14 protein-coding genes are annotated in these 16,795 nt (G+C 65.0%); 1 reads left to right on the top strand and 13 read right to left on the bottom strand.

Translation table 11 applies throughout. From position 1 onward, the window contains the following. Positions 1–9: 9 nt before the first annotated feature. The 11 genes from AC3A35_RS04450 to gloA all read right to left on the bottom strand — a co-directional run bounded on the left by AC3A35_RS04450 (position 10) and on the right by gloA (position 11,482). Entirely contained in the window at positions 10–798 is a 789-nt protein-coding gene (locus AC3A35_RS04450; protein WP_487434674.1) for a crotonase/enoyl-CoA hydratase family protein, read from the bottom strand. Positions 799–825: 27 nt separating this feature from the next. Further along, positions 826–1,587 (bottom strand): crotonase/enoyl-CoA hydratase family protein, encoded by a 762-nt coding sequence (locus tag AC3A35_RS04445; protein WP_487434673.1) that lies wholly within the window; start codon positions 1,585–1,587, stop codon positions 826–828. A 9-nt stretch (positions 1,588–1,596) separates the two neighbouring features. Further along, a complete protein-coding gene (locus AC3A35_RS04440) occupies positions 1,597–2,361 on the bottom strand; it encodes an SDR family NAD(P)-dependent oxidoreductase (protein ID WP_487434672.1) in 765 nt (254 codons plus the stop codon). A gap of 14 nt (positions 2,362–2,375) precedes the next feature. Next, positions 2,376–3,563, bottom strand: a complete 1,188-nt coding sequence (locus AC3A35_RS04435) for a thiolase family protein (RefSeq protein WP_487434671.1) — start codon at positions 3,561–3,563, stop codon at positions 2,376–2,378. A gap of 114 nt (positions 3,564–3,677) precedes the next feature. Beyond that, positions 3,678–4,817, bottom strand: a complete 1,140-nt coding sequence (locus AC3A35_RS04430) for an acyl-CoA dehydrogenase family protein (protein ID WP_487434670.1) — start codon at positions 4,815–4,817, stop codon at positions 3,678–3,680. A gap of 34 nt (positions 4,818–4,851) precedes the next feature. Next, a complete protein-coding gene (locus AC3A35_RS04425) occupies positions 4,852–6,039 on the bottom strand; it encodes an acyl-CoA dehydrogenase family protein (protein WP_487434669.1) in 1,188 nt (395 codons plus the stop codon). A gap of 30 nt (positions 6,040–6,069) precedes the next feature. Next, entirely contained in the window at positions 6,070–7,224 is a 1,155-nt protein-coding gene (locus AC3A35_RS04420; RefSeq protein ID WP_487434668.1) for an acyl-CoA dehydrogenase family protein, read from the bottom strand. A gap of 12 nt (positions 7,225–7,236) precedes the next feature. After that, a complete protein-coding gene (locus AC3A35_RS04415; RefSeq protein WP_487434667.1) occupies positions 7,237–8,310 on the bottom strand; it encodes an acyl-CoA dehydrogenase family protein in 1,074 nt (357 codons plus the stop codon). Continuing rightward, on the bottom strand, positions 8,307–9,470 hold the full coding sequence (locus tag AC3A35_RS04410) for an acyl-CoA dehydrogenase family protein (protein ID WP_487434666.1): 1,164 nt from the start codon (positions 9,468–9,470) through the stop codon (positions 8,307–8,309). The genes AC3A35_RS04415 and AC3A35_RS04410 overlap by 4 nt, the downstream gene beginning before the upstream one ends. 115 nt (positions 9,471–9,585) lie before the next feature. Further along, positions 9,586–10,977: an FAD-binding oxidoreductase gene (locus AC3A35_RS04405; RefSeq protein WP_487434665.1), complete on the bottom strand. Its 1,392-nt coding sequence runs from the start codon at positions 10,975–10,977 to the stop codon at positions 9,586–9,588. A gap of 7 nt (positions 10,978–10,984) precedes the next feature. Further along, a complete protein-coding gene (gene gloA / locus AC3A35_RS04400; protein WP_487434664.1) occupies positions 10,985–11,482 on the bottom strand; it encodes a lactoylglutathione lyase in 498 nt (165 codons plus the stop codon). A 273-nt stretch (positions 11,483–11,755) separates the two neighbouring features. Between gloA and AC3A35_RS04395 the strand changes: the two genes are divergently transcribed. Continuing rightward, complete coding sequence (locus AC3A35_RS04395; protein WP_487434663.1) at positions 11,756–12,460, top strand: TetR/AcrR family transcriptional regulator; 705 nt, start codon at positions 11,756–11,758, stop codon at positions 12,458–12,460. A gap of 81 nt (positions 12,461–12,541) precedes the next feature. Here AC3A35_RS04395 and AC3A35_RS04390 read toward each other — a convergent pair whose 3' ends face one another. Further along, positions 12,542–14,362 carry a putative bifunctional diguanylate cyclase/phosphodiesterase gene (locus AC3A35_RS04390; RefSeq protein WP_487434662.1) on the bottom strand — a complete coding sequence of 607 codons (1,821 nt, stop codon included), beginning with the start codon at positions 14,360–14,362 and terminating at the stop codon, positions 12,542–12,544. A 205-nt stretch (positions 14,363–14,567) separates the two neighbouring features. Continuing rightward, complete coding sequence (locus AC3A35_RS04385; protein WP_487434661.1) at positions 14,568–16,757, bottom strand: molybdopterin-containing oxidoreductase family protein; 2,190 nt, start codon at positions 16,755–16,757, stop codon at positions 14,568–14,570. Positions 16,758–16,795 lie beyond the last annotated feature (38 nt).

Below are 16,795 nucleotides of genomic sequence, written 5' to 3'. Positions count from 1 at the left end.
TCGGAGAACCTAGGCCGGACGTTTGGCCAGGAAGGCATTGACCGCGGCAGCATGCTCCGCGGTGGTGTGCGACAGAGCCTGCGCGGCGGCGGAACACTCGAGGATGGTCGACAGGCTGGCCGTGCGCCCCTCGCGCATCAAGCGCTTCGTCATGCGTACCGCGTAGCCGGGATTGGCGGCGATGCGGCGCGCGACCGCCTGCGCCGCGTCGATCAGCCCGGAATCCTCCACGACGCGCGACACCAGCCCGCAGGCCAAGGCTTCGCGCGCATCGATCAGGTCGCCGGTGAACGCCAATTCACAGGCTTTCGAGAAACCGACCACGCGTGGCAGCAGCCATGCCCCGCCATCGCCCGGCACGATGCCGAGCTTGACGAAACTCTCCGCAAATCGCGCGCTTTCGCCGGCGATCCGGATGTCGCACATGCACGCAAGATCACAGCCCGCCCCGACTGCCGGACCGTTGACCGCCGCGATCACCGGGATCTCGATTTGTTCGAACAGCAGCGGTAGCCGCTGGATGCCACGCCGGTAGTTCTGACGGGTGCGGATCGGACTGGCGTCCACCAGTCCGCCGCCCGGTTTCATCGAGTGAATATTGCCGCCGGTCGAAAACGCCGAGCCGGCACCCGTCAAGATCACGACACGTGCCGACAGGTCGGCATCAGCGGCCTCGATCGCATCGCACAGCGCGTCGATCATCTCCGGATCCGAGACCGGGTTGCGCTGCTCGGGCCGGTTCAAGGTCAGCGTCACGATCCCCTCTTCGTCTACGCTGCGCAGCAGAATATCTGTCATCGTTTGTTCCGTTTCATGAGGGAAGCCTCAGGCGCCCGTCCACACCGGCTTGCGCTTCTCGGCGAACGCAGTCGCGCCCTCCTTCGCATCGGCCGACTTGAACACGGGCAGGGTGTATTCGTTCTGGCGATCGAACAGCTCTGTGCTCGACCAGTCCTGCGATTCCTGTATCACCCGCTTGCTCACCGCCACTGCCATCGGGCCGTTCGCCGCGATGCTCGCAGCCAGCTCCCGGGCAACGGCCAGCACCTGCCCCGCGGGCGCGATCCGGTTGATCAGCCCATGCGCCAGCAGCGCCTGCGCCGAGATCGGCACACCGGTCAGCACCAGTTCCAGCGCAACCCGGTAGGGCAGTTGCCGGGGAAGCCGCACCAGGCCGCCGGCATTGGCCACCAGGCCGCGCTTGACTTCAGGCAGGCCGAACGTAGACACATCGGAGGCGACAATCAGGTCGCAGGCCAGTGCCATCTCGAAACCGCCGGCGAGCGCCGAGCCTTCGACTGCGGCGATCAGCGGCTTGCGGATGGTCGCATTGGTCAGCCCGGCAAAACCGCGCCCGTAGGGCTTGACGTTCTCCCCGCGCAGAAACGCCTTCAGGTCCATGCCGGCGGAGAAGATCCCCCCTGCGCCGGTCAGGATCCCGACCTGGATGTCGCTGCGTCGATCGATCTGGTCCGCCGCGTCGGCGATTGCGAGCGCCACCGCCGCGTTCACGGCATTGCGGGCTTCCGGACGATTGATCGTGATCATGGCGACGCCGTCCACAACCTCCAGAATGACTTCGGACATGTCCCCCCCTCAGCGCGGCGGCATGCGGATTGCACCATCCAGGCGGATGGTCTCGCCGTTCATCATCGGGTTTTCGATGATGTGAGCGGCCAGCATGGCAAACTCGGAAGGTTGGCCCAGACGCGAGGGGTGCGGCACCGCCTTGGCCAAGCCATCCCGTACCTCCGGCGCGACGCGCGCGAGAATGGGCGTATCGAAGGTCCCCGGGGCAATCGTGCACACGCGGATCTTGCGCCCGGCCAGGTCGCGCGCCGCAACGATGGTCATGCCGACGATGCCCGCCTTCGCAGAGGCGTAGGGGATCTGCCCGATCTGCCCCTCGAACGCGGCCACCGAGGCAGTCAGCACGATCACGCCGCGTTCGCCGTCGACTTCGTCGGTCTTCGCCATCTCCGCCGCGGCGAGGCGCAGCACGTTGAAGCTGCCGATCAGGTTGATGCGGATGATGGTCTCATAGTGTTCGAGCGAACCCGGAACGCCGTTCTTGTCTACTACCCGCAGCGGGCCACCGCGGCCGGCGCAATGCACGGTCGCGCGCAGCGGCCCCAGCTCGGAGGCGGCCTCGAAGACCTTCAGCATCTGCGCTTCGTCGGTGACATCGGCCGCCACGAATCGGCAGTCGGGGCCGAGCTGGTCGGCCACGGCCGCGCCATCGGACGCCGGCAGGTCGGCGATCACCACTTTCGCACCTTGCGACAACAGCTTCTCGGCCGTCGCGCGTCCGAGCCCCGATGCGCCGCCGGTGACGACGGCAGACATTCCCTGGATATTCATGTAACTCGCCTTCCTTAGAGTCGTTCGATGATGGTGGCGTTGGCCAGTCCGCCGGCCTCGCACATGGTCTGCAGGCCGTAGCGGCCGCCGGTCTGCTCCAGCGCGTGCAGCATGGTGGTCATCAGCCGGCCACCGGAAGCGCCGAGTGGATGCCCCAGCGCAATCGCGCCGCCGCGGGGATTGAGCTTCGCCGGATCGGCGCCGAACTCGCGCAGCCAGGCGAGTGGCACGCTGGCGAACGCCTCATTGACTTCGAAGTGGTCGATGTCGCCAATCTTCAGCCCGGCTTTCGCGAGTACGCGGCGGGTTGAAGGAATCGGCGCAGTGAGCATCATGATAGGATCGTCGCCGATCACGTCGAACGCGACGAAGCGTGCCCGCGGCTTCAGCCCCAGGCGATTGGCGGTCTGTTCGCTCATCAGCAGCAACGCAGAGGCGCCATCGGCAAGCTGCGAAGAGTTGCCCGCGGTGACGCTCCAGTTGATCTCCGGGTAACGCGCCTTCATCTCTTCATTGATGAAGGACGGCTCCAACCCGGCCAGCCGCTCCTGCGTCGTGGTGTCGCGGATGGTCTCATCGGCGCTCAGGAGGCCCGCACCGGCCCGGCTCACCGGCACGATTTCCGCACTGAAGGCACCGCTGTCGCGCGCCGCCGCCGCACGCCGATGGGATTCCACCGAGAACGCGTCGAGCGCTTCCCGCGACGCCCCCCACTTCGCCGCAATGCGCTCCGCGGCAATACCCTGGGAAATCAATCCGCCGGGATAGCGGGCATACATCATCTCGCCCAGCGGATCCTTGCCGATGCGCGCGGTAAACATGGGCACGCGGCTCATCGACTCGACCCCGCCGGCCACGACGATGTCGTAGGCGCCGGCCGCAATCCCCTGAGCGGCGAAGTGGACCGCCTGCTGGCTCGAACCACAACGGCGATCGACCACCGTCGCCGGCACATGCTCCGGGAGCCCGGCGCCCAGCCACGCGATGCGGCCCGGGGAGCCGGACTGCTCGCCGACTTGACTGACGCAGCCGACGATCACATCGTCGACCGTGCCCGGGTCGAGGTCATTGCGCGACATCAGCGCCTTGAAAAGCTGCCCCAGCAGATCGGTCGGATGCAGCGCCGACAGCCCCCCGTCCGCCTTGCCTCTTCCCATGGGGGTCCGGATGGCATCCACGATTACAGCACTGTTGATTGTCATGGTTCGCGTCATGATGAGTTTAGGTAGGCCAAGTATCGACTGCGCCCCCCGGCAACGGTTGTCCCGTGCCGCAATGGGACTAGCCATGCTGAGGAACGGAATGCGCGGTTGCGCCTACTGCCCGCCGATACGTTGGCTGAGCAGCGAGCCGGCACGCTGATAGGCGGCCTGGAGCATCGCCACCGCTACGTCGTCCTTGCGCTGCTCGGCGGTGCCGCCCAGTGCATCGTTCAGGCGCGCGCGCTTGAGGAAGAGATGGCACGACTGCTCCCAGGTGAAACCGATGCCGCCGTGCAACTGCACCGCTTCCTCGGTCACCTGGCGATAAACGGCCCCGGCAAAGAGGCGGCTCGACGCGGCCATCGCCCGCCACTCCCCCTGCCCTGCCGCGAAGGACAGGCAGGCCGCGTCGACGAGGGAACGGGCTGCCTCCATCGAGGTCCTGAGGTCCGCGCAGCGGTGCTTGAGCGCCTGGAAGGAGGCGATCGCCCGCCCGAACTGCTTGCGCGTCTCCATGTAGGCAAGCGTCTCGCCGAAGATCTGCTCGGCGCCACCCACGGCGTCGCAGGCGAGGGCGAGGTCGAAATGCGCAGCCGCACGCACCAAGGCTCTCTCTGCGTTGGCGCCCCGCAGTACGACGCTTTCGGGGCCGATGTCCAGCGCGGTGATTTCGACGTCGAACACCGCGCCCCGCGTGATGTCCCACGTAGCGCGCGGCGTGACGGTCACCTGCGGGTTCGGTAGCGCGATGAGCACAACCGCGAGGTCGCCGTTATCACATGGCACGAGCAAATGCGTGGCATCGCCTGCGCCGAGCACGTAGCGGATCGTGCCATTGAGCACCACGCTTGCGCCGTGCATCGAGGTCACTAGGTTGCCGGTGCCGGTCGAGGTCGCGACGGCGATCGCCTCGCCGGCGATACCGGCCTCGAGCGCCGCAGCCGACCCGGCTTCCGCGCCATCCTGGGCCAGCATGTCGAGGCCGATGACGGCGCTGGCGAACGCCGCGCCCGACAAGGACCGACCGAGTTCCCGATACAGCGTCGCCACCGCGCTGAACGGTTGCCCCAGACCACCGTGCTCCTCGGGCACGCAGAGGCCCAGCCAGCCAAGCTCGGTGATCGTCTTCCAGAGGGCGCCGTTCAGTTGGGGGACGGACGCCGGCGTCGTGAGGATCTCCAGACGGTCGAGATGCTTGCTCAGCACTCGCTTTGCCGCGTCGCGCAGTTCGTCAACTTCGATCGTATCTTCCAAGCCGAATCCCCTTTAAATTGAAAGCTGAAAGCCGTTACGCATACTTCTCGCGCGGCATGCCAAGCACACGCTCGGAAATGATGTTGCGCTGGATCTCGTTACTGCCGCCGGCGATCGTCCACATGAAGGAATTCATGTAGTCGAACGACCAGTTGCCGGTCTCATGACCGCCGCCAAGCGTGAACGGATGGTGAACCTGGGCGGCAAGGGAAACCCGCTGCCCGAGCGCCGTGTATTCGCGCAGGGTCTGCGCATAGAAGAGCTTGATCATCGATGCCGAGCCGCCGACGTCCTGGCCCGCCACGAGCTCGGCCATCATTTCCTTGACGAGTGCGCTGAGCGCCTCGATCTTGGTGAAGACATCGACCGCCTCGCGACGCAACTGGTCGTCCTCGACCATGCCGTTGTCACCGCAGTTCATCGCTTGCAGCAGGCGCCAGCGCGACCGCGAAAGCCGCTCGGACAGTTCCAGGATGGTGAGTCCGCGCTCGGAGTTGAGCGTCGTCTGTGCGATGCGCCAACCCGCGTTCTCGTCGCCGAGACGGTTGGCCACCGGGATGCGCACCCCGGTCAGAAAGATTTCTGCGAACTCCTCGTCGCCGGTGATCTGACGGATCGGCCGCACCTCCACGCCAGGAGAGCGCATGTCCATCAGCAGGAAGGTGATGCCAGCCTGCTTGGGCACGCTTGTGTCGGTCCGCACCAGCAGCAGGCAATAGTCGGCATATTGACCCAGGGTGGACCAGATCTTCTGGCCGTCGACGACGTAGTGGTCGCCGTCGCGAACGGCGCGTGTCTTGAGCGACGCCAGGTCCGACCCGGCGTTCGGCTCGGAGAATCCTTGACACCAGATCTCGCCGTTCAGGATCGCCGGAAGATGCTTGGCCTTCTGCTCCTCCGTGCCCCATTCGGTCAAGGTCATTGCCGCGTGATAAAGCGAGATGAAGTAAAGAATCAGCCGTGGCGCATCGGCGCGCGCCAGTTCCTCGACGATGACGATCTGCTCTTCGAGCGAACGGCCGCCACCCGGCCACCCGGCCTCCCAGTGCGAGGTTGCGAGGCCGCCGGACACCAGGATCTTCATCCATTCACGTTGAAACGCCAGGAACTCTTCGGTGGTGGGATTGGTCATCCGCTCCCGCCAGCGGGGAGGGATGTTCTGTTCGAGCCAGGCCCGGGTCTCCGAGCGCAAGCGGTCAAGTTGCAGGGCCCTATCGGACATGAAAGTCTCCAATGAACTAAGGATCTGTCTTCAGCGCAAGCCGAGCCCGCGCGAGATGATCCCGCGCAGAATCTCGCGCGTGCCTCCGCGCAACGAATAGCACGGCGCATTCATGACGGACTGCGCGAGTACCGCATAGAAACCGTGATCGAGGGTCGGACCGGCATGATCGAGGGCGAAGAGTCCGCGTGCGATCTCGGGCAGTTCTTGCTCGAAGACCGCACCGAGATCCTTGACGATGGACGCCTGCAACTGCGGATCCAGGCCATCCTCGAGCATGGCCGTCACGCTCTTGGAGAGTCGCCGCAGCGTCACGAGGTGACTGGCGAGGCGACCGAGCGCAACCGCCGCGCCTTCACCCGGTGCTTCGCCCAGCACCCGCACCAGTTCGACCAGCAACCGGTACGAAGACAGGAACCGCTCCGGCCCGCTACGTTCGTAGGCCAACTCGCTGGTGACCTGGCTCCATCCGCCCCCCTCCTTGCCGATCAAGGCCTCGGCCGGCAGGAACACGTCCTGGAAGACGACTTCGTTGAAATGATGACGGCCCGTCATGTCGATGATCGGCCGGATGGTGATGCCGGGTGTCGTCAGGTCGACCAGCAACTGGCTGGTTCCGCCCTGCCGGTCTTCACGGCTGCCACTGGTGCGGCAGAAGAGCACCATGTATTGGGCTAAGTGGGCATAGGTCGTCCACAGCTTCGTCCCATTCACGCGCCAGCCACCGTCGATCGGTTGCGCTCGGGTCTGCACCGCCGCAAGGTCGGAGCCTGAGTTCGGTTCGCTCATGCCGATGCAGGTGAAACACTCGCCGCGCGCCATGCGCGGCAGCAGTTGAGACTTCTGCGCTTCGCTGCCGAACTTCAGCAGCAGCGGCCCGGTCTGCCGGTCGGCGAACCAGTGCGCCGCCACCGGGGCGCCGGCAGCGAGGAGTTCCTCCAGCACGACGTAGCGCTCGAACGCACTACGCTCGTGACCGCCATACTGCTTCGGCCAGGTCATGCCGATCCAGCCGCGCTCGCCGAGCTTGCGGCTGAAACCGGCATCGAAACCGCTCCATGACTCACCGCGCTGCAACGCCGACCAGGACCGCCCTTCCTGGGCGATGAAGTCGCGCACCTCGGCGCGCAATGGTTCGACTGCCGCGGATCGTTCAATCCCCTCGAAGGAGAAGTTCGGCATCATTGATGAAATCCCTCAGATTGCGGTGAGGAAGGACCACAGGTCGTCGGCGCCCGTCCGCGCCACCTGTCGCCCAACCAGACGGTTCCAGTACGCTTCACCGCCGCCTTCGTCGCGGCAAGACCAAAGCAGCTTGGTGAAGTAGTGCAAGCGATGCTCGGCGGTGAAGCCGATGGCGCCGTGAATCTGATGAGCGAGCCCGCAGGCAATGCTCGCAGCCTCGCCGGCGCGCGCCTTGGCGATTGCGATCGGCAACACCTTGTCACCGGCCGCGAGCGCATGGGCGGCGAGATCCGCTGCCGCGGCGGCGGCGCATGCCTGGCTTGCGAGCACCGCGAGGTTCTGCTGGATCACCTGGAACTTGCCGATGGGTTTGCCGAACTGCGCGCGCTCACCGGCGTACTGCACGGTCATGTCGAGCACGCGCTCCAAGGCGCCAGCGATCGTCAGTGCACGGATGGCCGCTTCGTCCGCAGCGTAGGTGTCGAGATCATGGACAGCCGGCCGCGCAGCATCGGCCGGCAGCGTGGCGTCGAAGGCCAGGCGGTCGCGCGGCGCGCCGGCGAGGTTCGTCCCGGCCTCACTCACCCAGCTACCCGCGGGCACGGCGACAAGATGCAAACGTCCGCCGTGCGGCGCCAGCACGGCGACCCGTGCCGCGTGCCGCCCCCAGGGGACAGCGGAGCAACAGCCCCGGAGGCGCCATCCATCGGGTTGCCGGTCCAGCGTCAACGAATCGCCGGTCGCGGCGAACGCGAGCACCGCCACGCCGGGAAGCATCTCGAAACCGGCCTCGCCCAAGCGGCGATTCGCCGCCATGGTGTCGGCCAGCGGCAGCGGCAACGCGAAACTGCCCGCGAGGCGAACCAGGCCCAGTGCATCGAGTGGATCGACGCCGAATCCGCCGGCTGCCTCGTCCACCAGCGCCAGAGGCAGGCCGAGTTCGTCGATGGCCCGCCAGTGCGACGCCAGCCACTCGCCCCTTTCGGCGCTGTGCAGCGCCTCGTCGGTGCACAAGTCCGCGAACAGCCTCGAAGCCGAGTCCAACAGGATCTGATCGGTAGTCGTCATGGATGCCGGGCCGGTCAAAGGCTGCGCGCGATCAGCAGCTTCATGATTTCGTTCGCACCGCCGTAGATCCGGTTGACGCGTGCATCCTTGTACATCTGGGCAATCGGATACTCGAGCATGTAACCGTAGCCGCCATGCAACTGCAGGCATTCATCGATCACCGTGCAGCACGTTTCGCTGATCCAGTATTTCGCCATCGACGCCGTGCTGGTGTCGAGTTCGCCTTCGAGCAGGCGCTCGGTGCAGTGATGCAGGAAGACCTTTGCGATCGTCGCCTTGGTCTTGCATTCGGCCAACTTGAACTGCGAGTTCTGGAAATCGAGGATGCGCTTGCCGAACGCCTTGCGCTGCTTGACGTAGTCGATCGTCACATCGAGCGCGTACTCCATCTGCGCCATGCACTGCCAGGCGATCACCATGCGTTCCTGGGGCAGCTTTTGCATCAATTGCGCGAATCCGCGCCCCTCCTCATCCCCCAGGAGATTCTCGGCCGGCACGCGCATTTCGTTGAAGAACAATTCCGTGGTGTCCCGGCCCTCCTGGCCGAGTTTGTGAAGCAGGCGGCCGCGCTCGAAGCCTTCGACCTTGTCGGTTTCCACGACGATCAGCGAAATTCCCTTGGCACCTTCGTCACGACTGGTCTTGCACGCCACGATCACGAGCGAAGCATGCAGGCCATTGGTGATGAACGTCTTCTGGCCGTTGATCACATACTGGTCGCCCTCGCGCCGCGCATAGGTCTTCATGCCCTGCAGATCCGAACCCGCACCCGGCTCCGTCATCGCAATGGCCAGCACCGTCTCGCCTGAGGCAACCTTGGGCAGCCACTTGCGTTTCTGCTCCTCGGTACCGTAGCTGACGATGTAGGGCGCGACCACGGCGTTATGCAGCGGCAATGCAAAACCCTGCACCCCGCGCAGGCCGAGCTGTTCCATCAGGACGGCTTCATGCCGGAAGTCGCCCCCGCCTCCACCATACTCGGCCGGAATGCTCACACCGAGCAGCCCGGCCTCGCCGGCCTTCAGCCACAGATCGCGATCAACCGAACCATTGCCGCGCCAGCGCTCGACGTCCGCCGGCGTTGCATGACGATCGATGAAGCGGCCAACCATCGTCTCGAGGACGGAGAGCTCTTCGGTGCCGAGAAAGGCGGGTTTCTTTAGTTGGATCGCTGACATTTGAGCGGATTTCCGGACTGAATGTAGTGAAGAGAAAGATATGCGGAACACGACGGAGCGCTTGCCCGATGCGGCAGCGACTGTTGCCCCCCGGCGAACATTGCCTGGGCCTCACTCAGAACATGACGTTCCGATTGATCAACCGCTCCGGATCCATTGCCTGACGCAGTCGGCGCATTGCCTCCTTTTCGCCTTCCGACTTCTGCTGATCGAGATAGCTGCGCTTGAACTGTCCGATGCCATGCTCCGCGGTGATCGCTCCGCCGAACGCGGGCAACGCCGCATAGACGATCTGCTCGATCTCGCGCTCCAGACGATTGGTGTCCGGGCCGATAGTGACGCCGATGTGAATGTTGTTGTCGCCCAGATGCCCGAAAGTGACGAAGCTCACCTGAGGGAAGCGCGCTTGCAGGGCCGTACGAACTTGCTCAAGATAATCCTCGACGCGCGGAATCTCGATGCTGACGTCGAATGCCAGGAACGGCGACATCTCGCGCACGATGACCTCGGACCCCTCGCGAACCCGCCACAGATCCTGGCGCTGGCGCTCCGACGTGGCCACCACCGCGTCGACGATGAGTCCACGCTCGAGGGCATCTTCGAGGAAGTCGCTGAACATCGCCTCGTCGAGCCTTTCGTTGTAGCCGAGCCCCTCGATCAATACGTAGTAGGGTTGGCCGGGGTCAAGCGGCCTGCGCTCGGATGAGCTGGATGCCATCAGAGTGTAGAAATCACTCCACATCACCTCGAAGGCGCTCAGCACCGGCAGACGGCGGGCCCGCGCGAGCAGTTCGATGACGTTGTCGAAACTCGCGACCGACACAAAGGCGACCGAGTGGCTGGTCGGCAGTGGCACGAGCTTCACGACGGCGCGGGTCACCACGCCCAGCGTGCCTTCCGAGCCGATGAAGAGGTGCTTCAGGTCATAGCCGGTATTGTTCTTGAGCAGGCGCCCCATGCTCGACACCACCGTACCGTCCGACAGCACGGCCTCGACCCCGAGCACGTTCTGGCGCGTCATGCCCCAGCGGATTACCCGGTTGCCCCCAGCGTTTGTCGCAATCGTGCCGCCTACCGTGGCCGTTCCCTTCGAACCAAGGTCGATCGGATAGAACAGCCCCCGGTCCTGGGCGGCCATCTGCAGCGCCTCGATCGTGACCCCTGCCTGCACGACCGCCGTCTGACTGGCGACACAGATGTCCTCGATCGCGGTCATGCGCTCCAGCGAGATGACGATGTCACCGTTGCCGGTATAGGCGCCACCTGAAACCCCGGTCCGGCCACCATGTACCACCACGGTTTGTCCTCGGCCAGCGCACAGAGCGAGCACCGCCGCAAGCTCCTTCGTATCAGCCGGACGGACGATTGCCTTGGCCAGCGTGGGCATCGTCCGCAACGGATCACAGGAGCGTGCAAGCACATCATCGCCAGTCAGCAGCCCTCGCGGACCGGTCACGGCCAGCAGCGCCCCCAGGAGATCCTCTTGCTGTTCTCGTTCGGCTGCCATCGTTCGCTCAGCCGTGACGGGTCTGGATCAACTCGATCGGATAACCATCCGGATCCTTCACAAAGGCCAGCGCCGGCGCCCCCGGCACCATGTGCTTGGGTGGGGTCGTTACCATGCCGCCGGCTCCCTCCAGCTTCTTGCAGGCCGCATGAATATCCGGCACGCCGATGGCGATATGGCCGTAGCCGCTGCCGTGCGTGTAATCTTCGGCCTGGTCCCAGTTGTGTGTCAGCTCGATGGCCGGACCACTTGCGAAGTCGGTGAAAGAGAGGAAACGGAGCGAGAAGCGCCCCTGTTCGCTGTCGAAACGACTGAGCACGCGCATGCCGAGGCCGTCACAGTAAAACCGGAGCGATCTCTCGAGGTCCCGCACGCGGACCATCGTGTGAAGCAGGCGAGGCTCGGTTGCGTTGCGCCCCCACACCCACAGGCTCTCATCAAGCTTCGTGTCAGCAGCACGGTCGGGTTGTGTCGCCGTGCCGGGGGCGGCTTGTTGGTCGTTCATCTGGCACTCCACTAGTTCGGTGTCTGGGCAGGGCCGCCTGACGCGGCTTGGATGACTCGAATCTAGCAGGGCCGCGACGCTCGGCTTGTCCGCCTCCGCAATGAAATTGCCCTTGCCGGCGCCGCTCTTCGCCCCGGTTCGGCCTTCCTGTCTTCCACAGTCACCTCAAAGCAAAACGTTCGTCGCTTGACACAACATGCGTTTAGTCTAACCTTCCGTCGACGGACACATTTCGGCTCAGACTCTCGGGAGCGAAAGAGGAAAATATTTCATATGAATACGAACCAGATTACTGAGCTGCCCAATACTCGTCCCAACACCAGCGGGCGTCGCCCCTCGATTCGGGAGGAGCAAAAACAACGCACGCGCGACCGGTTGCTTGATGCGGCCTTCGAAGTCTTCAGCGAGGTCGGTTTCCGCGCAGCGACAATCGACGAGATCATGAAGCGTGCAGGAGCAAACCGTGCGACCTTCTATCTCCATTTTTCCGACAAGATGGACATTGCAGCGGGGCTCGGAAGACGGTCGTCAACAGCGGTCGCCGAACGTTTCCGGGTTCTCGACAAGCTCGTCGCACCCACGCGCGCCGACATCCGGAAGTGGCTGGAGGACGATCTTGCCCAAAGGATCACTGACAAAGTCATGTCACAGATCACCCATGAGGCCAGTACCTCCGACCCTCGCTTCGGGCAGGAATACCTCGATTACTTCATTCGCATCGCGGAACGGGTGATGGTCAATTTCGTCTCCCGCTGGCCGGAGGAACAACGGCCGTTGGCCCGCATGAAGATCGTGTGTCTGTTCACAATGCTGCACCGCATGGAATTCCATATGGTGTGCCAGGAGCTCGACTTCGGCTCCTATGATCCGCTCGATGCAATCGTCGATATGTTGTGGAATGAATTATTTGTCTGTACTCCATCAAGCGCGGACAAGACTGCGACCGGGGCTTGGTCGCCGGCGGCGAGCAACGCTTGACGGTCTCGCGTTTCTGGGCCATCAGGGCGAAAATACCGCTCACCACGGAAGTGCGTCGGCCAAAGGTATCTATGGCGAGGATCAATGGGGGTCAGCGGGACGAGCGCAACACCACTGCGCTCTCCAGCTGCTGAACTCTTCCGCTGGCATGGGCTCGCCGATGAAGAAGCCCTGCGCCGTGTCACATTCGAGGCTTGCCAGCCGCTCCCAAGTTCCTTGATTCTCCACCCCTTCGGCGACGACCTCGAGGCCGAGGTTGTGACCAAGATCGATCGTCGAGCGCACGATGGTGGCCGAGTCGTCGCTGGCCAGCATGTCGGCGACGAAGGACTGGTCGATCTTGATCGCGTCCACCGGCAGCTTCTGCAGGTAGCTCAGGCTCGAATAGCCGGTGCCGTAGTCGTCGATGAAGAGGGCGACGCCCAGGGCCTTGAGCCCTTTGAGCGTCTCGAGCGCCCCGGCCGGATCCTCCATGAGCGCGCTTTCGGTGAGCTCGAACTGGATCCGTTCCGGCGAGAGCCCCCAGGTGGCGAAGAGCCCCTTGATCCGATCGACAAGCAGGGAATCGCGCAGATCCTGGGCGGAAAGGTTGATCGCAAGCGGCTCGTCGCCCCCGGCCTCGCGCCAGCGGTAGCTCTGACGGAAGGCTGCTTCGAGCACCCAATGGGTGAGCGGCGCGATCAGCCCCGCGTGCTCCGCAAACTTGATGAACTCTCCCGTAGAAAGCATCCCGTGCTGGGGGTGCTTCCAACGAATCAACGCCTCCGCGCCACACACCTCGCTCGACGCGATGAGGACCTTGGGCTGGCAGTAGAGCAGCAACTCGTCGTGCTCGATCGCTCGGGCAAGGTCGCCCATCAGGGCGAGCCGTCGCGCGAATTCGGCGTCCAGGCTCCCGTTGTAGAAGCTGTAGCCGGACGGTGCGCGCTGCGCTTCATAAGCCGCCACCTTTGCTCGCCGGATCAAGGCGTCCGGATCGGCGCCATGGCCGGGAAAGAGGGCCACGCCCACGCTCGGTCGCGCCGCAACCCGTAGTCCGGCCAGGTGGACGGGCTTGTTGAGGGCATGAACGAGGGCCTGCGCGGTCAGGCTCGACTGCTCGGCACTGCTGCCGGGGAGCAGCAACGCAAAATCGGCTTCTCCCACCCGCGCCAGGATCTCGCCTTCCCGAACGAGGTCGCCGAGACGTTGGGCGATCGCGTGGAGCAGTTCGTCTGCCTCGCGATAGCCGAGGGTATCGCTGATCTCCTGGTATCGACCCACCGTGAGGTGCAGCAAGGCAAGGGGGCGGTGCTGCTGCCGCGCAGGCCCGATCGACGCGTTCAGACGCTCGCGCAAAGACTCCCGATTTAGCAGCCCGGTCAATGAATCGTAGCGGGCCATGCGCTCGATGAGGGCCTGTGCCTCACGATGCCGGGCCCGCGCGCGAAGATTGGCGATGCCATACGCCAGATCGTCCGCCAGCTCAGCGAGCAGTTCGGCTTCTTCCGCACCGAAGGCATCAGGCTCGGAGGCACAGATGGCGAGCACGCCGATCACGTCGCCGTCGACCCTTAGCGGGAAGGCGCTGGCCGCGGCATAGCCGAAGCGGACTGCCTCGGCGCGCCAGGGCGCGTGGTTCGGGTCGGTCAGGAGGTTGCGCCCAATACACGGTTCGCCACTTCGAATCGCGATACCGGCCACGCTGTGCCCCAACTCGTCGTCGCCCCAACTCACCGCCACGTTCCGAAGGGACTCTTCTATCCGATCCTGCCGTCCCTCGAAGGCGGGGGCTCGCAAGAGAACAGTTTTTTCCTCGTCATATTGCGCATAACCGACGCATGCCATGCGGTAGCCGCCTTCATCCACGATGACTCGGCACATGGCGCGCAGTAGCTCGGATTCGTCTTCGGCACGCAACAAGGTCCGGTTGCCCGCGCTCAGGGTCTTGAGCGCACGCTCCACCGTTCCGCGGGCACGGGCGGAGGCCGCGCCCTTCGCGCCTGCGGTGAAGGACTTGGGTCGAGACACCATAGCTGTTCCCCACGGTATTGTTCCATTGTTGTCCCTCGGCTGCAGGAGCGCAATGCAGCGGTGCCGACGCTCGGGATCGTCGGATCGGTTCGGCCTATCGGCCTTCTTCTGCCATCTCTCCTTTCCCGCCAGGCAAACGGACGATGTTGACCGGCACCGCGCTCATGTGAGGCATGGCGTTGATCGCCTCCACATGCCGATCGTTGTCGATCAGCGCGTTTACCGCCGTGCCCGCGCCTGCAGGATCGTGGTTTCCCGGCGAGCCACCCCAGCCGTGTGCGATCGAGATGACACCGGGCTTGACGTTACGGTCTTCGCCCACGATGGCGGCTGCCCGCCCGGCCGCGGACACGAGTTCGATCCGATCGCCTACTGCCAGGCCACGCGCCGCGAGATCCTCCGGGTGCATATAGGCGGGGTTGTAGGGTGTGCGCTTGCGCACCGTGCGGAGGTAGCGGCCGTTGCTGTTGAAGAGGTCGCGCATGCGCCGGGTTGCCAGCAAGTGAGTGTAGGTCTTGCCATCGCGCCGGAAGTGGCCGGGCACCGGATCGATCGCCAGGAAGCGGGTCAGCTCCTCGGCCACGTCGTCGGGCATCAGCTCGAACCGGCCAGCCGCTCCAGGCCGCGCCGGCTGCACCACTTGGCCGCCGATCGGCACGTCGATGCCACTTGGGTGGCGTTTCAGCTCGTCAAGCGACACCGGCGCATCCTTCAGCAGGATCTCGATCAGCGCGTCGGTCGTGGGTGGGGTCGTCATGTCGAGCGGCGTGGTGCCGTTGTAGACGACGGCCTTGCCGAGTCGCTTGGCGATTGACCAGAACACATACCAGTCCTCGACCAGTTCCGCACCCGCGGGCGGACGAAGCACCGGTGGCGTGTACTGAACCCACCCGCCCGGCCAGCAGGCATAGCCCGTCAGGTTCATCGGCAGGTCCGCGCGCTCGTACTGCATCAGCGGCGGCAGTACGTAGTGTGCAAGACGCGTGGTCGGCGTCGGCCAGGGATCGATCGCCACCAGCAGGTCGAGCGACTGCAGAGCAGCGGCGGTCTTGCGCTGATCGGGGAAGGAGCTCATCGGGTCGCCACCGTCGATCAGCAGGGCACGGATCTGACCCGGGCCAGGCGTCAGGATCTCATCGCTCAAGGTGCCACTCGGGCGCTCGCCATACAGCGTTCGCGCGCCGCGGATGCGGCTCGGTCCGCCCGCCTCCCAGGCCCGCATCGGTGGCACCACCTCGGCATACAACGGTGCGCGCGGCGCCAGCGCATCGATACGATGCACCGCGTCGCCAGCGCGCAGGAAGCGGCCGCAGATCACGTTGATGCAGTCGGCCAGATGCTGCGCGAGGTTGGAGTAGGGGGCCATCGACGGGCCGGTGGCCACGGTGACACTGCCCACCTTGCTATCGTGCGCGAAGAGCTTTGCGGCCGCTCGGATCTGCCCCGGCGCGAGGCCGGCGCGGCGCTCCACCCTTTCGGGCGTGAGCGGATCGACTGCGCGGCGCAGCGCCGCCAGGCCCTCGGCGCAGACGTGCGCAGCGCAGAAGTCCTTGTCCTCCCACCCCTGTGCCAGGATCTCGCGCAGGATGCCGCCGGCGATGGCCGCGTCCTGCCCCGGGTAGGGCTGCAGGAAGAGATCGGCATGGTGCGCGGTTTCGGTGTGTCTCGGGTCGATGACGATCAGCTTCAGCCCGCGCTCGCGCGCCTGCTTCAGACGCCGCACCGGGTCCACCTGGATGAAACCGAGCGACGCATGCGCCACCAGCGGGTTGGCGCCGAACAGCATTGCAACCTCCATGCGCTCGAACGCCGGGTAGCCTGCGGCCCAGCCGCCGAGGCGCCCGAAGGACACGTACTTTGCAGACTGGTCGATCGTCAGGGTCGAGAAGTACTGGTCCGAACCGAGCGCGGCCAGGAAGGCGTGATGAATGCGGTACGCCGGCACATTGAACACGCCGCCATTGCCGAGGAAGACCGCTAGCGCTTTGGGACCGTGGCGCTCGATCAGCAGGCGCAGCTTCCCGGCGATCTCGTCCAGCGCCTGTTCGACGCCGATACGTGCATACGACCCGTCGGGCTGCCGCTTCAGCGGATGCAGCAGGCGTTCCGGACCATGATGGCTTTCCGCGGCCTGCAGGCCCTTGAAGCAGGCATAGCCGGCCGTCAGCGGGTTGGCCTTGTCGCCGCGCATGGCGACGATGCGCTCATGCTCGTCGATCATCAGCCGGATGCCGCAGCCGCCGGAGCAGATGCGGCAGAACGAAACGGCTTCGCGTTGGGACATCGAGAATTTCCTCAGTTCGACTGCGGGGGGCCGCCGGT

Source organism: Azoarcus sp. Soil_N_20 (assembly GCF_057656155.1).
The sequence above is the reverse complement of the archived record's forward strand: the minus strand, read 5'-3'. Positions and strand labels throughout refer to the sequence as shown.

Excerpts from the sequence above, each read along its gene's own strand:
- AC3A35_RS04405 (WP_487434665.1), bottom strand. The coding sequence starts at position 10,977 with ATGGCAGCCGAACGAGAACAGCAAGAGGATCTCCTGGGGGCGCTGCTG.
- AC3A35_RS04410 (WP_487434666.1), bottom strand. The coding sequence starts at position 9,470 with ATGTCAGCGATCCAACTAAAGAAACCCGCCTTTCTCGGCACCGAAGAG.
- AC3A35_RS04435 (WP_487434671.1), bottom strand. The coding sequence starts at position 3,563 with ATGACAATCAACAGTGCTGTAATCGTGGATGCCATCCGGACCCCCATG.
- AC3A35_RS04440 (WP_487434672.1), bottom strand. The coding sequence starts at position 2,361 with ATGAATATCCAGGGAATGTCTGCCGTCGTCACCGGCGGCGCATCGGGG.
- AC3A35_RS04425 (WP_487434669.1), bottom strand. The coding sequence starts at position 6,039 with ATGTCCGATAGGGCCCTGCAACTTGACCGCTTGCGCTCGGAGACCCGG.
- AC3A35_RS04385 (WP_487434661.1), bottom strand. The coding sequence starts at position 16,757 with ATGTCCCAACGCGAAGCCGTTTCGTTCTGCCGCATCTGCTCCGGCGGC.
- AC3A35_RS04450 (WP_487434674.1), bottom strand. The coding sequence starts at position 798 with ATGACAGATATTCTGCTGCGCAGCGTAGACGAAGAGGGGATCGTGACG.
- AC3A35_RS04445 (WP_487434673.1), bottom strand. The coding sequence starts at position 1,587 with ATGTCCGAAGTCATTCTGGAGGTTGTGGACGGCGTCGCCATGATCACG.
- gloA (WP_487434664.1), bottom strand. The coding sequence starts at position 11,482 with ATGAACGACCAACAAGCCGCCCCCGGCACGGCGACACAACCCGACCGT.
- AC3A35_RS04395 (WP_487434663.1), top strand. The coding sequence starts at position 11,756 with ATGAATACGAACCAGATTACTGAGCTGCCCAATACTCGTCCCAACACC.
- AC3A35_RS04420 (WP_487434668.1), bottom strand. The coding sequence starts at position 7,224 with ATGATGCCGAACTTCTCCTTCGAGGGGATTGAACGATCCGCGGCAGTC.